This is a genomic window from Stenotrophomonas sp. PS02289 (assembly GCF_029960115.1).
Lineage (GTDB): Bacteria > Pseudomonadota > Gammaproteobacteria > Xanthomonadales > Xanthomonadaceae > Stenotrophomonas.
The window spans coordinates 1-19109 of sequence record NZ_JASCOZ010000050.1 but is presented as its reverse complement, the minus strand read 5'-3'; the positions used below and the strand labels follow the sequence as shown (position 1 = coordinate 19109).

The window sequence follows — 19109 nt, the reverse complement described above, 5'->3', positions numbered from 1 at the left end:
TCAGTAGGTGCCGACCATGTTCAGGAACCAGCCTTTGTGGTCGTAGTCGAAGTCGGTAAGGTCGTCACTGAATTCGGTGAAGTTGTAGCCCACACCCAGGCGGAAGTTCTGTCCGATGTCGCGGTCCACGCCGATCAGGAAACCGGACTGGGTACCGCCGTCCTTGACGTCCAGCCAGCGGTACTCACCCAGCGCGTACCACTTCTGCTTCAGCTGGTAGCGCGCCTGCAGCACGCTCAGGGTGGTGGCCGAGTCGAACCAGGGGCCACTGCCCCGCCCCAGTCGAACCTCGCCATCGCGACGGGCCAGCTTGGTGGCGAACTCCCAGTGGGTGTCCAGCTTGTATACGCCTTCGAAGGCGATGATCTGGGTCTTCTGGTCCTGGTCGGCCCCGCCCAGCTGGGCCTCGGTGGCCAGGTCGTACAGGTAGGTGTAGCGCCCGAACAGCGCCCAGCGCTGGCTGTTCCAGGGGCGATAGGCGAAGCCCACATTGGCTTCCCAGAAGCGCGCGCCGGCCAACGCGTTCAGCTCATCCGTGGTGCGCGAGTAGTTGAGCCGGGCGGCGATGCGCCAGCTGTCGTTGAACTTGTGGGTGAGCCGATTGGTAGTCACCCACTGGGTGCGGCGCTCGCTGCCGCTGTCCTTGCGCCATTCGATCTTGCTGCGCCAGTCGGTGTCGACGGACGTGCGCCCGCCGCTGATGCTGACCGCATCGCGGTCCACGTGACCGCCGTCTACCGTGTCCAGCTCGCCCGACTGCAGGGTGAAGCCCAGGTTCCAGCCCTGCGCGGGATAGAAATCCATGCCAAAGGTGTGAGCAAGCCCTGACTGGTCGGGTTCCTTCAGGAACTGGCTTTCGTTGTACAGATTGGTGCGGTTGCTCAACCGCCAGCGCTGACCCAGGGTCCAGCCGTTCTGGCGGGTCGGGTTGAACAGCGATTCGTACTCGGTGGTGTCGGTGGAGTACCTGTACGCGCCATACAGCGAGTGGTCGCGATCCAACTTGTACTCGGCATCCACGGTGGCCGAATCACCGCGGTCGCCGGTACTGATTTCGGCCCCGACACTGGCGCGGTCACCCAGCAGGTACTCGCCGCCCACCGCCACCGCGTTGTTGTCCTCGTAGCGGCCGCCATCGTCGTCCAGGGTGGCCTGCACCAGCCCATATAGCTCCAGCGTGTTGCCGAATTGATGGCTGTACTTCACCGCGCCGAGCAGGCCGGCTGCCGGATCGTCGGTGCTGCCCTCTTCCACCCGGCGCAGCTCGGCGCTGAGCGTATTCCAGTCATCCGGCCGCCATTCCAGGCTGGCCTGGGCCTGGGTGAACTGTTCCGGACCGCTTTCGGCCTTGCTGTAGCGCGCGTACATGCCCAGCTGCTGGGTGATGCGGCCCAGCACCTCGGCTCCGTACTCGGTGACCTCGAAGCCGGTGTCATGCCGGGCGATGGAATAGCCCGGGTCGGTGTTGCGCCACCAGGCACCGCCGCTCCAGTCGCGTTTGGTCCAGCCCAGCTCGCGCAGGTTGATCCGGCCTTCCAGCGCCTGCGCGTCGCCCTTGCGATCGGGCTGCGTGCTGTTGGCCTGGATGAAGGTGAAGCCGCCGTTGTCGGAGAAGAACGATGGCACCCCGAACGACTCGGTATGCGCGTACTCGGCTTTCAGGTAAGTGCCCTTACCCGCCTGCAGGGTCAGGTCGCCCGCGGCCAGGGTGTAGTCCTGACCGTCACGGTTCTCGTCCACATAGGTCACGCCCACTCCCACGTGGTCGCCGAACCACTGCTTGCCGCGCACGCCCGCAGTGAGCTCACCGTCATCAAAGCCGGACGGCAGCCATTCGTAGTCCACCAGCAGGCGCTGCTCGTAGCCGTCCAGCGGCGCGTCGCGGGTGAGCGTGGGCACATTCTCCCGGGTCACCTGTGACAGCGGCCGGGTCAGCAGCAGCCGGCCCTGCATCTCGTCAATCTCGTAGTCGGTGCCGCGCTGCAGGGTAATGCGGCTCTCGACCCGGCCGGTGGTGCGGTCACGGATTTCCAGCACCACCTGGTCCGAGCCCGGCAGGATGTCGGTGTTGCGCAGGTAGTACAGGCTGCCACCGGTACCGATGAACTCGTTGTGGCCGGGTGCGGTCTGTTCCTGCGCCCCGAACAGGCGCAACGTACTGCGCGGGTCGCCCCAAGGGTTGATCGCCTGCGAACGCCAGCTCAGCGCCGCACCATACAGCGAGCGCACGTACTGGGCATACTCGGTGCCGGTCATGCCGGTGGCGAAGTTGCCCCACAGCGCCTGGTTCTTGTCCCAGTCCACGCGCAGGTAGAAGCGGCCCATGCTGTCCACGTCGCGATAGGTGGTGGAGTCGTCGCCGTAGGTCGGGTAGTACAGGTCCGGGTCCAGCCGGCGGAAGATGTCCTGCGGCCACGCCTCGGTGAAGCCGTCGAACAGATGCTCCAGGTCCTGCTCGGTGGTGTCGGCCTGTGCGGTGACCAGATACTTGCCGTGCACCTTGCCCTTGCCGTAGAAGGCCAGCCGGCCATCGCTGATCACATCGTCGGCATAGCGCTCCTCCACCGCAAAGGGCGCGACCGATCCACTGACGCTGTTCTGCGCGATGGTCACGTCGGCCAGGCCGACGCCGAAGAAGTACTTGCCGGTTACGTTGATGTCCAGCGCGTGCTGCTGCTCCAGCCCGTCGCGACCACCGCGCACAGCGATGTCGAAGCGGTGCTGCCCGACCGGCACCAGGTACTCGGCGACGAACTTGCGTTCCATGTCGACCGGGTAGCTGTCGCCGTTGATGGTCAGGCTGGTGCCATCGGGCAGGTCACGACCGGTGATGCGGATGCGCGAGCCATAGATCGGGATATTCTGCAGCCGCAGGCCGTTTTCGGCGAAGGCGGTGTCGATCAGGCTCTGCTGCAGCGCCTGGTCCACGCCCAGCGCGGTGCCCTGGCTGCGCTCGACCCGGGTGCGCAGGCCGCTGAGCTGGCTGTCGGCTTCGATCGGGCGCACCAGCTGCAGCGTGTGTGGAACTGTTTCGTCATAGATCCCGTTGGCCCCGTGCGCACGCACGATGTAGACCAGCTGATCGCCGTTGCGGAAGGGCTCGTCGTCCGGCAAAACACCGTCCCATTCCAGCTGGGTCACTGCCGCGACCTCGACCGGCACGGTGACCAGCGGGGCGATGCGGTCGACATCGGTGTTACGGAAGATCAGGATCTCCATCCGTTCGATGAAGTCGCTGTAGTTCCCTCGCACATAGAACGGCACCGGCTTGATGATGCGCCCGCCTTCGAACGCCACCAGCGACGGCGCGGAGACCGAAAGCTCCGGCTGACCCAGGTTCGGGTCTTCCGTGGCCCAGATCACCCCTCCGCTGGGCAGGCGCAGGCTGAAGCGGCCGGTGGCCACGGCACGTCCCGGTGGCGGCTGCGATACCGTGACCCGACGATCCGGCTGCAGCGCCTGCTCACCGGAACGCACGTGGGTGCCCTCGGTCACCGGCTGCTGCTCGCCCTTGCTGCGAATACGCAACAGCACACCCTCGCCTTCGCGGCATTCCTGTTCGGTGCAGCGCACCGGCGGCGGTTCGGCGGGCTCGGTCTGCTGGGCGCGCAGGGGTGGGCTGGCTCCGGCCAGCAGCGCGGCAAGCGCCGCATGCAGCAGCGACGGTTTCATCGCCCCTCCCCGCGCGTCGGGCGCGCATCCAAGGGTGCCGCGGGGTCAGCGCTGGCATCCACCTGCACCTTGTCGCGCACCGCCGGGCTGAGCTGTTCGCGCAGCGCGGCATACACGGCCTCGGCGCGACGCATGCCCAGCGCCTGGTTGTAGGGCACCGCGCCGCGCACGTCGGCATGGCCGACGATCACCAGCCGACCACCGCCACGCTGTTCCAGGTCCTGCGCAATGCGCGCCAGCAGCGGCTGCATGGCCGGCCGGATCTGCGCGCTGTCGGTGTCGAACAGCACCGTGCCGACCAACGACCCGCCCTGGTCCACGCCGACCAGCAGCGAGGCGGGGTCGTCCACATCGGCGCGCGCGACCACGCTCACCTTGGCCACGCCGCCCTGCAGTGCCTTCAGCAGCGCCGCACGCACGGCATTGGCGCGCTCGAAGGCGATGACCTCACTGCCGCCGTTGGCCGAGACAATCACCTCGCCCTCGCCGTGCTGCTGCACCTGCGCGGCCATCTGTGTGATCACCGGCTGGTAGCGCTCGGCGATCTGCGCGCTGTCCGGCGCGAAGAACACCTCGCCCAGCACCATCTCGACCTCGCGCTTCTCCTCCAGCACGGTGGCCGGCAACTGCACGGCGAAATCAAAGCGGGTCGGCACGCCCGGGGTCACCCGGCGCAGCTGCGGATTGCGGGTGATGAAGGTGCTGCCTTCGGGCAGCGTGGCCGCGTCCACCTTCAGCACATAGTTGCGTCCGCGCGCCTGGCCACCGCCGCTCACGCCGACCACGTGGTAGCGCCCAAACTGATCGGTCTCCATCAGCAGGCCTTCCACTGAGCCGATCCGAACACCGGGGATGCCGGATTCATCGATGCCGTCATTGGCGATCACGTAATCCACCACGTAGCCGCCCTCGCCCGGACTGACCGTGCGCTGCACGCGTGGTGCGGCAGCGGTGAGGCCTTTGGCGGCATCGCCTCGCCGTTCCACCCGTGTGCTGCCCTGAGCATCCAGATGCACACGCACGCCTTGGCGGTTATCCAGCACGAAGTCATCGGTGAAATGCGGTTCGCGCAGGCGCTGGCGGATCACGATCTGCGGCGGCGGATCGGCTTCGCTGCGGCGACCGGCCAGCGTGCCGAGCGCCATCCCGTGCAGCAGCGGTGCGCTGGCGTCGGCGACTGGTTGCGGTCCGTTGCCCCGGTCCACCTGCGTGGAGCCAGGTATATAGGCATCGGGCGCAAAGCCGCCCTGCACCCGCAGGCCGGTAAGTTCTGCAGGGTCCTGCCATCCATCGCCGTCGCGATCATCGAACACGCTGCCGGCAATCAGGCTGTCATCCAGCAGCGGATCGCTGCCCAGCACCACTTCCGCCGTGGCCACGTTGGAAGCCGGCAGGTCGGTGGGGGCGTAGGTCTGCGCGCGGTTGATCTGCGTGCCGGGACGCACACCCGCGCCCACCCGCATCAGGTAGGAGATGCGCGCGGTGTTGCCGGCGGCGATGTCCAGGTCGTTGATGCGCAGCGGCGATATGCCGATTGCGGTGACGTGGTGGTCGTCATCGTCGCCCTGCAGCGAGCCCTCCACATAGGTGAAGCCGGCCGGTGGTGTGTCGATCAGGTAGCCGTCGACCAGGTCGATGTCGCCTACGTTTTCAGCAGTGAGCGTGTAGCGCACCAGATCGCCCACCTTCACTTCGCGGCTGCCTGCGACCTTGGTCAGGCGAATGCTGGCCGGTTCGTTCTCCACTTCAACGACGGCCGCTGCCGTGGCGGTGGCGCTGGTCAGCCCGGCACCGGTGGGCTGGGCGGTGGCCAGCACACTGTTGGTGAGCGTGCCGCCGTCCACGCCGGCTTCGGCCTCGGTGATGGTGTGGTCGTAAGGCACACAGGTGGCGCTTTGCGCCGGGGCGAGCTGCGTGGGCGCGCAGTCCAGCGTGGTGGTCGCGCCGCCCTGGAACGTGTCCTGCACCACCAGCTGGTCGAGGGTGACGTTGCCGGTGTTGGTGACACCCACCGCATAGGTGATCACATCGTCGATGTTGCCCTTGCCCGGCGTGCCGCGATCCACGCTCAGCGTGGCGATCTTGGTCGCCGCTAGGGTCGGTCGACGCGCGATCGGCAGGTTCAGCACCGGGTGGCAGCGCGCATCGGCCGAGCCGGCCGGGCAAACCGCCGGCGGCAGCGGCGCACCGCCGGCTGAAGGTTCGGCGGTGATGTCGGCGGTGTTGTCGACGGTGCCGGCATCGGTGTCGGCCTGGGTGACCACATAGGTGCCGGTCAGCTCGCAGCTGCCGCCCGGCGCAACACTGGCGCAGACCGCACGGTTGGGGGTGATCAGCGCATCGTCGATGGTCAGGTTCACCAGCGTGGTATTGCCCGTGTTGGTCGCACGCACGGTGTAGGTCAGCGTGGCCCCGGTGGTGACTTCACCGCTGGCATTGCTGTTGGCACTCAGCACCTTGGTGGTTTCCAGTGCCGGCTGCTCGACGATGTGCTCGGTGCTGCAGCTCACGCAGGTCGGGTCGGGGTCGCCGCCGGGCAGGTTGCTGGCGGTGACCACATTGCGCTGCGTGCCATTGGCATCGGCGGCCACCGTCACCTGGTACACCAGCGGGTAGGTGCCCGGCAGAGTTCCCGAAGGAAGCACGCACAGCAGGTTGGCGCTGCAGCTGTAAGCGCCTGGCGTCACCACGGTGGCCTGGCCGAGGCCGGCATCCAGGGTGTCGTTGAGCAGCAGTGGTTGGGTGGTCACCGAGCCGGCAATCACCGTGGTGACCGTGTAGGTAATGGTCTGACCGCGCTGCACGAAGCTGCCGCTGACCGGGTCGGCCACCTTGGTCACCGTTGCCGTGGACGGCACCACCGGATGTTCGGTGCTGCAGTTCTGGCACACCGGGTCCGGATCGACGCCCGCGGGCTTGGTCGGCACCACCGCGTTGCGCAGCGTGCCAGTGGCGTCGGCATCCACGCTGGCGGTGTACACCAGCGGGTAGCTGCCCGGTGCGGTGCCCACCGGCAAGATGCAGACCAGCGGGTTGGCCGCAGTGCAGGTGTACGCACCGGCATTGGTCACCGCCACGAGGGTGAAACCGTCGCTCAGCGTATCGGTGAGCGTCACGACCTCGTGGGTTTCGTTGTTGGCCACCGTGGTGGTGACGGTGAACTGCACCACGTCGCCAGGCGCGACCTGGGTGGTGGACACCGGCGCGGACACCTTGCTGACCGTGATCGCCGACGGCGTCAGCGCGGTCGGCGTGCTCACCGAATCGGTCGCGGTCGCATCGGGGGCGGTACCGGGTGCGTCGCCGACAGCGGTCGCGGTGTTGTTGACCGCCGTGGCGGTTTCATCGGCGAAGGTGATGACGTAGGTGTTGCTGCTCGCCGTGCAGCTGGCGGTGGCCCCCGGCGGCAGGGCCAGTACGGTGCACGACAGCCCCGGCAGCAGCGGGTCGGTCACGGTGACCGGGGCCAGCAGCACATTGCCGGTGTTGGTCATGCTGAAGGCGTAGGTGATCACATCACCGGCGTCACCAGTAATGCCGTCGGCGTTGGTGTCGGCGACGCTGGCGGTCTTGTCCAGGGTGATCGCCGGCAACTGGGTGGCGTTGATGGTCACGCTGTCCTGCGGCGAGGTGCTGGTGCCATCGGTAGCGGTGGCGATGTTGGTCACGCTGCCCTGGTTGAGGTCGGCCTGCGTCACCACGTAGCTGCCGGTGCAGGTGAGGCTGGCTCCCGGGGCAAGTCCGCCCGCCGGCAATGCCGGGCAGCTCACCGTATTGGGCGCGGTGATGCGGTCGTCGCTGACCGTAATGGGGCTGGTGATGGTCACCGTGCCGCTGTTGGTCACGAGATAGCTGTAGGCCAGCAGGTCGCCGACGGCGGTGTACGTGGGGGTGCTGCTGCTCTTGTCCAGGGTGAGCCCTCGCGACTGCTCCACCGGCACGATCACCGGCGGCGACGGCGTCAGCGGCGTGGTGTCGCTGATGCCGTTGCCGATGTTCTCCACCACGCCGGCATCGACATCCGCCTGCACCACGGTGTAGGTGCCGGTCAGTACGCAGGCACCGCCGGGGGCCACGCTGGCACAGGTGGTGGTGTTCGGGGTCAGTTTGGGATCACTGATCACCACGTTGGTCAGCGTGGTATTGCCGGTATTCGTTCCCGTGACGGCGTAGGTGATCACGGTGCCCAGCACCGTCGGCGTGGGCACGTTGGTCGCGGCCTTGGCCATGGTCAAGGCGGGATTCTGCACGCCAGTGACGGTCACTGAATCCGGGGCCGAGGTCGTGGTTCCGGACTGCGCGGTGGCGATGTTGGTCACGCTGCCGGCGTCGAGATCCGCCTGGGTGACCGTGTAGGTCGCCGTGCAGGTCAACTGACCGTTCGGGGGCAATCCGCCCGCCGGCAGCGCCGGGCAGTTCACGGTGTTGGGCGCGGTGATGCGATCGTCGGTTACCGTGACCGGCGCGGTGAGGGTCACGTTGCCGGTGTTGGTCACCAGGTAGCTGTAGGCCAGGGTATCGCCGACCGCATCGAAGCTGGCGGTCGTGGTGCTCTTGTCCAGAGCGAGCGCCGGCTGTTGGTTGCCGTTGATGGTCACGCTCGACGGCGGCGAGGTGGTCACGCCGGACCGCGCAGTGGCGGTGTTGGTGATGCTGCCGGCATCGAGGTCGGCCTGGGTCACCACATAGGTGGCCGTGCAGGTCAGGCTCACGCCCGGTGCCAATCCGCCTGCGGGCAACGCCGGGCAGCTGACACTCGCAATCCGGTCATCGGAGACCGTGACCGGATCGGTCAAGGTGATGTTGCCGGTATTGGTCACCAGGTAGCTGTAGCTGAGCGACTCTCCCACCGCGGCGTAGCTGGTGTTGGGACTGCTCTTCACCATACCCAGCGCACGGTTCTGCACGGCGGTGATGGTGGCCTGCGCCACCACCGGCGCGAGCGTGCCCTGCGCGGGCGTCGCCGTTGTGGTGGCGGTGTTGGTCACGCTGCCGGCATCGAGATCGGCCTGCGTGATCAGGTACGTGGCGGTACAGGTGGTGCTGGCTCCCGGTGCCAGGGTGGTCACCGGGCAGCTCACCGCAGCGATGCGATCGTCGACCACCGCCACGCCCGACAAGGAGACATTGCCGGTGTTGGTCACCGCATAGCTGTAGCTGATCGACTGCCCGACACTGGCGTAGGTGGTCGGATTCGCGGTCTTGGTCACCGTCATCGCAGGGCCCGCCGCCAACGGCGTGGTGGTGCTGTCGTCACCCGTGGCATTTGGCCCGGACGGTGGCGTGCCTTGCCCGGTCGCCGTGTTGACCACCTGTCCGGCATCCATGTCGGCCAGAGTGATGGTGTAGACCACCGTGGAACAGGTCGTGCTGGCACCCGGGGCCAGCTGGCCCGGTGGGCAGGTGATCGGCGGCATGCCCGGCAATGGATCACTGACAACGATGTTGTTGAGGGTCACGTTACCGTTGTTGGTGACCACGAAGCTGTAGGAAATCGTATCGCCGGCATCGGTCACGGCGGGCAGCGTGCCGCCGCTTACCGTCGGCGCACCCGCGGTCTTGTCCAGCACCAGCACCGGCTCCGCCGCCAGCACCACGGTCTCCGAATCCGGCGACGAACTTACCCGCGCGCTGCCTGGCGGTGTGCCTTCCGCGGTGGCGGTGTTGACCACACTGCCGTTATCGAGATCGGCCTGGGTCAGCGTATACACACCGGTGCAGGTGGCGGTCGCATCGGGGCCGCTGGCGGTCAAGGTGGTCTTGTCGCAGGTCGCGGCCGCATCCAGATGCGTGTCGATCACGGCCAGTGCGCTCAGGCTCTGGTTGCCTGTATTGGTGACCACGAAGGTATAGGTGATGGTGTCGCCGGCATCAGTCACCGCCGGATCGCGGCCCAGGTTGACGGTCGGCGCGGCAGCGCTCTTGTCGATGCTGAGCGATTGCGCCGGCAGCGGCAGGCCGACCCGCGCGCTGGCACTGGCGTTGGCGAGAGTGCTGCTGGCCGTGGCGGTGTTGTCGATGGCCTGGTCGCCGCCGCCGTTGGTATCGAAGTCGGCCTGGGTGCTGGTGTAGTCACCGATGCAGGTGATGCTGGCACCTGGGGCCAACGTCGCCACCGGAATCGCCGGAGTGCAGCTGAGCGACGGCAGCATCGGGTCGCTCACCGAGGCGTTCTCCAGCGTGGTGTTGCCCGTGTTGGTGGCCACCAGGGTGTAACGGATCACATCGCCTGGAGTGGACACCGTGGCCACATCCGCTGTCTTGCTCAGGCCCAGCGCCGGGCTGCGGACCACCGGGATGTCCAGCGTTGCCGTGCGGCTGATGGCCCCGGACACCTCCGACGTGCCCGTGGCCTCGGCCTGGTTGCTGATCACATTGAGCGTGTCGATGTCGGTCTGGGTCACGCTGCGCTGCGTGCCGGTGCAGATCACGCCTGCTCCGGTACCCGCCCCGCCGAACACCAGAACCCGGCCCGGTTCCATATCGACACTGGGGCAGGCCAGTCCCAGCGCTGCATCGGTCACGGTGACGCCCAGCAGCGTGACGTTCCCGGTGTTGCTGACCGTGAACTGGTAATTGATCGTGCCGGGCGCGCTGACGCTGCCAACATCGGCCGTCTTGACCAGAGTCATCTGCGGGCTGCGCACCGGCAGGTTCACCTGGTGCTCGGCAGTGTCGGTCACCGTGCTTCCGGCGACGGGCGTGTCCGCCACGACGGTGGCCACATTGTCGATCTGGCCATTGCCCGGCAGGCTGTCGCTGCTGCCACTGTCGATATCGGCCTGGGTGACCGTGTACACGTTGCCGGTACAGCCGTTGAACAACACCTGCGCGCCGGGTGCCAGGCTGGACAGCGGCGGGCACGAAAGGCCTGGCAACATCGGATCGGTGATGGTGATGTTGTACAGGGTGACGTTGCCGGTGTTGTTCACCGCGAACCCATAGGTGATCGGCTGGTTCGGCCCGGTCACCGAGGCAACGTCGGAACTCTTGCTGAAGAAGATGGCCGGCGTGCGTTGCGGCAGCGAGACGTCCGCACTGGCAACCGCCGTGACCGTTACCACCGGGCCGCTACCGATCTGGTACTGGGCTTGTCCGGTGACCTCGTTGTGGATGACCCGGCTGTCGTTGACCGGGTTGCCCTGGTTGTCGATATCCGACTGCTGTACGGCGTAGGTATTGCCGGTGCAGGCGAAGTCGACCGCGCTGTTGGGTGGCAGCGTGGGAATGGTGTTGCAGCTCAATGCGCCGCCGAGCAGGGTGTCTTCGATGATCTGCAGGTTGTCCAGGGTGACCGTGGACGGGTTGCTGACCCGGAAGGTATAGCTGATGACATCACCCATCGCGGACACCGAGATACGGTCCGCAACCTTGGTGAATTCCGGCTGCGGGGTGCCGTGGTTGATGATGACGGTACTGCCATCGTTGGCGTCCACCGGCGTACCGTCGTAGTCACCGGCTGCCTGGGCCACGTTGAAGATCGCGTTGCCGCCGTCGATATCGGCCTGGGTCACGGTATACGTCGCGGTGCAGCTGGCACTGGCTCCGGGGGCCAGCGTGAACGGAGCCGCCGGCAGGCAGGTGAGCGCGCTCATGCCCGGCTTGAGATCGGTGACACTGATGTTGTCGACGGTGACATTGCCCGGGTTGGTCACCAGGAAGGTGTAGGTGATCACCTCCCCTGCCGCGCTCACCTGGGTCGGGCTGGCGCTCTTGTCCAGCGCCAGCTGCGGGGCCGGTGGATCCACTGGCACGCTCGCCGTGGCGTCGCCATCGACGGTGCCGCCGCCGGGTGCTACGGCGGTGGCCGTGGCGGTGTTGTCGATGTCACCGTCGCCACCGCCCCGATCATCGATGTCGGCCTGGGTAACCACGTAGGTGTTGCCGCTACAGGCAATATCGGCAGGTGGCGCAATGCCGAAGGTGACCGACTCACCCGGTGCCAGCGGGCCACCCGGTGGGCAGCTGAGGCCGGGCAGCATCGGGTCGGCGATGGTCACGGTCTGAATGGTGGTGTTGCCACGGTTGGTGACGGTGAAGTTGTAAGTGATCTCCTCACCCACGCTGGCCGTACCATTGCCATCGCTGTCGGCCAGGCTGGGGCTCTTGGTGAACTCGGCCACGTAGCTGCGCGTCGGCAGATTCGTGTCCACGGTGTCATTGTCGACCACGGCATTGCCATCCGGGTCTGTGCCACCGACATTGACGGTATTCGTGACGACGCCATCGTCCACCCCGTCACCACTGCCGACCCGGTCGATGTCCGCCTGGGTGACGGTATAGCTGCCACTGCAGGCAATACTCGCGCCCGGCGCAAGCGTGGCAACCGGCGTGGCGGGGGTGCAGGTCAGGTTGCCCGCGATCAGGGGGTCGCTGACGGTGACATCGGTCAATGGCACGTTGCCGGTGTTGTTCACCGTGATCGTGTAGGGGATGCTCTGCCCCACGGTGGTCACGTCCTGCACCGGTGTGATTTTGCTGACTTCGATGGCTGACCGTGGCACGAACGTATTGCTGTAGGTGCAGGTGATGGTGGTATCCGCGTCGGCCACCGCAATGAACAGACCGTCGGCCGGGTTGCTGTCGGTGCCGTCACAGCTGAGCGTGCTGCTGTAGTCGCCACTGTCGCCGCCTGGGAAGCTCTCGGCCCCCAGGTTGCCGGTCTCAAACGCGTAGACGGTGTACGGGCCGACCTGGGTGGTGGTCGGAGAGGTCGAGGTGAACGCGGCGCTGTTGTTGATGAAGCCTGTGCTGGCCGGAATGTTGACCGTGGTCGGCGGACCTCCGCTCCAGACCTTGCGCACAAAGAGTTCCGCGCTGCGTCGGTCGTTGACGTAGGTGCAGACCATGGGGCCGTCATCGGGGCCGACCGTCAGGGTGCCCGTGGTCGGCGTATTGACCACGAGCCCACTGGTGTTGGTGCACGACAGCGTGGTGTTGTACAGATTCGAGGTGACCGAACCGAACGACTCCGTCAGGTTGATCACATCGCCGGCGTGGACGGTCTGCGGGGAACCGGTATCGGTCTGTGTGGCAGCACCGCTGGCGGTGGAGCTCAGCGAGGTCAGCCCGGTGGCGACCAGGGTCACATCGTCGCCGGCCAACGCATTCAGCCAGGTCTTCTCCAGCGTCAGGGTCGTACTGCTGCGGGTGTTGGTGTAGGTGCAGACGATGGCGTTGCCGGCATCGGCCGGGGTGATGTCCAACGTGTTTGCCGCCTTGCCATCGCTGCCCGCCAGCGCGCCACCGGTGCAGGTGAGCGCCACGCTGTAGTTGTCCAATGCGCCACCGGACATGGTTTCTGCGGGAAGCAACGCCTGCTCACCGATGAACACCGGCACGGTGGTGCTGTTGGCCTGCACCGAGGCGGTTGAGGTAAACGCATTGGTGTTGTTCTGCAGGCCGGTGGTGCCCGCCAGCTGCGCGACGTCACCATTCAGACTGTTGGCCGCCCATACCTTGACCAGCTGCAGGGTCGCCTGCGGACGCGTGTTGGTGTAGGTGCAGACGATATCCGTATCGCCCTGCCCCACAAGCAGCGTGTTGCCGGTCAGCCCGCTGGTGCCGGTGCAGGCCAGCGTGCTGTTGTAGTTGGCGGCGTTGCCCGGAATGGCAAACGTTTCCGCCAGCGTCAGGCTTTCACCCGCGTAGACCTGCACCGGGGTCCCGGTGTCGGTTTCGCTGGCGGTATCAGCGACGGACGTCAGTGCGATCGGGCTGGTGGTGCTGCCCGTAGCACTGAATGTCACGGATTCGCCCACCGCAGCGTCGACCCAGGTCTTGCGCAGGGTCAGGTTGACCGCACGTCGGGTATTGGTCTGGGTGCAGCTGATTGCGGTATCGCCGGGTGTAACCGTCAGCTGGTTGCCCGCCAACGGCGTGGTGTTGCCAGTACAGGCAAGCGTGCTGTCGTAGTTGCCCGGGTTGCTCAGCGTTTCGGTGATGGTCCCCGTTTCGCCGGCGAACACCGCCACTGCCGTACCGGTCGTGGTGTTGTTGCCGGTGGACGTGGACAGCCCACTGCTGGCCGTGTTCTGGAAACCGCTGCTGCTCACCGTGGCGGTATCACCTGGCAGGCCGTCCACCCAGGTCTTGCTGAGCACCAGCGTGGCCTGCTGGCGGGTGTTGGTCTGGGTGCAGACGATGGCGGTATCGCCCGCCGTGACGGTCAGCGTGGTGCCGGCCAGCGGCGTGCCGTTGCCGGTACACGCGAGGGTGGCGCTGTAGTTGACCGCATTGCTCAGGGTCTCGGTGATGGTCCCGCTGTCACCGGCGTACACCGTTACCGCTGCACCGGTGGTGCTGTTGTTGCCGGTGGATGTGGAGACCCCGGTGGTGGCGTCGTTGGTGAACCCGGTGCTGCTGACCGTGGCGGTTTCACCGGCCAGCGCGTTCACCCAGGTCTTGACCAGTTGCAGCGTCGCCGCCTGACGGGTATTGGTGAAGCTGCAGTTCACGCCGGTGTCGGCCGGCATGCTGAGCGTGCCGCCAGACACGGGAACCACGGCCCCGTTGTCGGCCCGCGCGCACGCCAGCGTCGTGGTGTAGTTGCCTGCGCTGCCTGTGGTGAAGGTCTCAGCCACGGTTACCGGCGCGCCCGGTGCCACCGCTGCGCGACCAGCCACCGACGCGCCCCCCACGGTGGAGTTGCCCGTCTGCAGGACGATCACTTCGTCGGCGCTACCGCTGATATCCAGATCTACCGCGTTGCCGGTCTGGCCGTTGACCCACAGCTTGGTCAGCAGCAGGCTGAAGTAGACCGGGTGGCTGACGGTGCAGCTGGCCGCTGGCGTACAGCCATTTCCACCACTGACGGTATTGCTGACCGTTCCGGTCGCGTCAGCATCCACGGTGGCTTGGTAGGACCAGTCGTATGTGCCGGGAACACTTCCTGCCGGCAGGGTACATTGCACGCCCTGCCCGGCTCCGGTACAGCCGGCGGGCAGTGAGGCTGGCACCAGCGTCAGCCCGGCGCTGAGCGTATCGGTGAACACCGTGACCTCACTCGTCGCGGCCCCGGTCACCGTTGCGGTCAGGTTGAAGCCGAGTGTGTCGCCCGGTGCGACGGGAACCCCGTCGGCCGGGCTGCCTGATTTGGCGATGGTGGCCGCGTACACCTGCACGACCACGGCATCGGTGTTGTCGCCCGGATTGGCGTCGTCCTGCCCGGTGGGGGGCGCGATGCTGGCGCTGTTCTGCACCGAGGTCTGTGCAGTGGCATCGATGCACGCCAGCAGGGTCAGCATGACCAGCAGCCAGCGCCAGCACCCTGCATGGGCACGTTCTGCTGATGTGCTGGGCCCTGCTTCGCCGCTGTTCCGCACCCTTTCACCCCGCCGCCGGTTCCAATCGCATCGTGTCCCTGACTGCGGAAACGCCTGCAGTCAGTGTCCACGCGCGTTGCATCAGCGCCTTCCGGGGAAACACTGCTCCTCGCTAAGTAAATCTACTGGCCGCTGCGTAGAACTACCCAGCGCGAGCCAGCACAAGTTCCGATGCGTCCGCGCCGTCACGCTGACAGCGTGGTGGACGCCCGCCCCCCATTGGAAACGACGATGAAGATCATTACGCTGCGCGCCGCCACTGCCCTGCTGCTGGTACTGCTGAGCCTGTTGGTGGTGCCCCTGGTGCGCGCCCAGACCGCGCCGCTGCCAAGCAGTGACGCTGCCGATCCCGCGGTTCGTCCGCACGCTTCCAACAAGTGGCGGATCGCCTTCGATGAACGTGCGAAGTCGGACGGAACCATCACCTTCCGAGTCTGGCCAGCGCAGGCGGACCCGATCCTGATCGAAGTGCCGATCAAGGATGGCGTGTCCGAGAACCACATTGCGCAGGCGGTACGCGATGCGTTGGGCACGCGACTCGGCAAGGCGTATCACGTGGAAACCGACGACGGTGAAGACGTACTGGTCAAGGCTCGCCACGGCACCGCCGACTTCGGACTCGACCTGGTCAGCAACACCGTCCGCGACGTCGACATCAAGCTGCACAGGGAGTAAAGCCGGGATCGATGCAATTCTGCGACTCCGTTCGCAGTTTGACTCCGCCGAAAAATGGGTGCACCGTAAAAACGCGGCCAGACCCTCGTTGTTCGGTATCGCAGTCGCTTTCTTGATGCCAAGGAATGGCCGTAACCGAAGGGGTGCCCATCGTCGGGTGCCCTCATCGCAACAACACAAGGAGAATGCGGAATGCAACTGAATGACGACGTCGTTTCAGGCTGGCTCAACGGTGCCGACAGCGTAGATGGCTGCGACAATCCGGCCGGTTCCCTTTTCATCTACGGCCAGGAAGCCACTGAAGCCGCGCTGACCTCTGCAGCACCGGTCATGGCCACGGGCGGTACCGGCCACTGCACCACCACCCTGTCGCAGATTGGTACCTGTCACTGTTGTTGATGTGAGCTGCGCCGGCGCGCAGCCGCATCTGCTGCGCGCCTCTGCACCGTCATCGGGCATTCGGCCCGGAACACGGAACCCGAATCGACTGCAGGGAACGCCATGACTGCTTCCGCAATGAACAGCTTCTCCCGCATCGTGCGCCACTATCTCGCCCCGGTTGCCACCGGCTGCGCCGCACGCCTGCAGGTGCTCGGACGGGTACTCTCCCCGGGCGAAATCGACCTTCTCCAGGCCCAGGCGCACACCGCGCTGCTGGAGAACGCGCAGCTCAAACTCAACCGACTGCTGTTGCTTGAACTGCACGCCGCAGTGCGCACTGGCCAGGTGTCCAGCACCGACCCGGGCGATCAGTTGCAGCAGTTCGAGGCCCTTGCCACCAGCACCGCATTCGCGGAACACCTGCGGCAGCGCTACCCCGCACTGATGCCCCGCTTCGAGGCCATGCAGCAGGCGCAGGCCACCGCCATTGTCGAGCTGGCCACGCATATCGGCGAGGATCGCGCGCAACTGGCGTCACTGCTCGGTCACCCTGCCGGCCTGCTCACCGGACTGTCGCTGGGAAAAGGCGATCTGCACGGCGGTGGTCGTACCGTGGCCAAGGTCAGCTTTGAAGGCGGCACGGTGATGTACAAGCCGCGCTCGCTGCGCATTGATGCGGTCCTCGACCAGTTTCTGGACGCGGTGTTTCCGGATCAGCCGGAACGGGTCCGCGTGCCTACGGTCGTCGACTGCGGCGACCACGGCTGGGCCAGTTTCGCGATCCACCGCTTCTGCAGCGACGACACCCAGCTGGCCACTTACTACCGGGGTCTGGGACATTGGCTGGCCATCCTGCGTTTGATTGGCGGCACCGACATCCATCTTGAGAACCTGATTGCGTGCGGTCCCACGCCGGTCATCGTTGACGCCGAGAGCGTGTTTTCGCCGCCTCTCGCCACCACGCCGAGCGGCTACGGCGATGCCTACGACATGGCCGTGGCACTGATGCACAACTCGGTGCTGCGCACCGGCATTGTCCCGTTCCGTACCAACGGGCTGGGCATGGAAGGTGTGGACCTGTCCGCCGCGGGCGCGTTGCCGGGCGAGCAGCCGAAGGTCAAGGTGCCGATCATCGTCGAGGGCGGCGAGTACCCTGCCCGGCTGGGCATGGTGGAGGCTGACTTCGCAGTCGCGCAGAACCATCCCTGCGAACGGCCTGATGTCTCACGCTTCTGGGACGAGATCAGCGAAGGGTTCATGCAGGCCAGCAGCCGATTGCGCGCGCTGGACAACAGCGGCGCGCTCGCGCAGATTCTGGAGCCTTTCCAGGGCTGCCAGGTCCGCGAAGTGCAGCGCCCGACCATGGCTTATGCCGAGATCGGCCGCATGCTGTGGCACCCCGCTTCACTGCACAACGAACCGGCGGCCATCGCCCGTGCCATGGACCTGCTGGTACGCAATGCGGCGGTGTCGCCGGCAGCGTCGGCCGAGCCGGATGCGGTCATGGCGGAGATCAACGCACTTCGCTTCGGTGACATTCCACTGTTTGCCGAGCCACTGTCTGCCGAGCGCATCGCGCGCGTCGTGGACAACTGGCGCGGCATGCGCATCGATCTGGAAGAACTGACCATCCGCAGTACGCTGGTCGCCACCGACCTCAACCAGCATGCACTGGCCCGTGCAGAAGCGCGCGACGGTTACACCTACGCAGCCAAAGCGCCGCGCGCGGACGACCTGGAGCAGCGCCGTCTTCGCCATTGCCGCGACGCCGTCAACAACCTGATCAAGCTGTGCGTGCATGGCGACGATGGCACCATCACCTGGATCACACCGGAGATCACCCAGACCGGTTGGACGGTGCAACCCGTGCAGACCGACGCCTACTTCGGGCTGGGCGGCATTGCCTTTGCACTGGCCGCGTATCAACGCGAAGTCGCGGTGGGACGCGCGCTATCGGTTGACGGTCTCGATGATGCGGTGGAGGGCGCGGTCCGCATCTACCTCAGCATGTGCGAGCGCGACCAGCCGGTCATCGGCGGTGGGCTGGTCGGTGCAGGCGCACGCATCTGGACCTTGCTGACCCTGCACCGGCTGCTGGAACGCGACGTGTTGCTGAGCGCTGCACGTGACGCCGGGCACGCCCTCGCCGCCGCCGATTTCGCGAACGTACCCAAGTACGAACTGCTTGACGGTCTGGCCGGTGCCATCCTTCCGCTCATCCACTTGAGCGAGGTGACCGGAGAACGCCAGTGGCTGGACGTGGCCGCCCGTGCGGCGCGCACCCTGCAGGCGGCCGCCGTGGTCGATGCCGGCGGTGCACGTTGGCCCACGCCACAGTTCGACGAGCCCATCGGTGGGTTCGCCCACGGAGCCATGGGGATCGGCTGGGTGCTGGCACGTCTTGCGTTGACCGAAGCTGGCAGTGCTGAAGACCGCCTGGCTTGGCAGACGCTCGCCACGGGTGCGTTCGCGTTCCAGGACGCGTTGTATGAGCCCGAAACCGGGCGTTGGCGTGATCTGCATCTGCGCGACGGCCAGAAAATCTTCCCCACCTGGTGCCACGGCAGCGTCGGCATGGGGCTGGCAGCGGCAGACCTGTACGCCCGCACCAGACACCCCGATCACCTGCGCATGATGCGCCGGGCGGTGGCCGACGCCAGCGGCCGCTGGGGGTTCAGCCACACGTTGTGCCACGGCGACCTGTCGATCCGCGAGTTGCTTGTGCGTGCCGCCGAACTGGATCCTCAGGGCTGCCCGTATCCGCAGGACAGCGGCGCGATCGAGGTGCTTTCGTCGATCGAGGAGCACCATGGTCTGGTGGGCGGTCTGACCCGGGCCGCATTCACCCCCGGCCTGATGATCGGGCTGGCTGGCGCGGTGTACGGGCTATGCAGCATGCATCCTGAGTGCAGGCTGCCCTCGCCGCTGCTGCTGGAATGCATGCCCCACACTCCCGTGGTGCCGGGGCAAGCCCGGCAACTGAAACGTGACGTAGTCATGGCGTAGAGCCGGGCTCTGCCCGGCTGCTCTTCGCTTGTGCGCCAACCGCAGCCGGGC

At 66.5% G+C, this 19109-nt stretch carries 5 protein-coding genes; 3 read left to right on the top strand and 2 right to left on the bottom strand.

The features are described 5' to 3' along the window. Positions 1-3672 (bottom strand): TonB-dependent receptor, encoded by a 3672-nt coding sequence (locus tag QMX83_RS09250; protein ID WP_282296334.1) that lies wholly within the window; start codon positions 3670-3672, stop codon positions 1-3. Beyond that, positions 3669-14918: an OmpA family protein gene (locus QMX83_RS09245; protein WP_282296333.1), complete on the bottom strand. Its 11250-nt coding sequence runs from the start codon at positions 14916-14918 to the stop codon at positions 3669-3671. Before QMX83_RS09245 ends, QMX83_RS09250 begins: the two co-directional genes overlap by 4 nt. A gap of 309 nt (positions 14919-15227) precedes the next feature. On the opposite strand from QMX83_RS09245, the gene QMX83_RS09240 reads away from it, so the two are divergent. From QMX83_RS09240 to QMX83_RS09230, 3 genes are all read left to right on the top strand, one after another. After that, on the top strand, positions 15228-15671 hold the full coding sequence (locus tag QMX83_RS09240; RefSeq protein WP_282296332.1) for a hypothetical protein: 444 nt from the start codon (positions 15228-15230) through the stop codon (positions 15669-15671). Positions 15672-15863: 192 nt separating this feature from the next. Next, positions 15864-16070, top strand: a complete 207-nt coding sequence (locus tag QMX83_RS09235; protein ID WP_282296331.1) for a DUF6229 family protein — start codon at positions 15864-15866, stop codon at positions 16068-16070. 102 nt (positions 16071-16172) lie between these two features. After that, positions 16173-19058 carry a type 2 lanthipeptide synthetase LanM family protein gene (locus QMX83_RS09230; RefSeq protein ID WP_282296330.1) on the top strand — a complete coding sequence of 962 codons (2886 nt, stop codon included), beginning with the start codon at positions 16173-16175 and terminating at the stop codon, positions 19056-19058. The last annotated feature ends 51 nt before the right edge of the window (positions 19059-19109 follow it).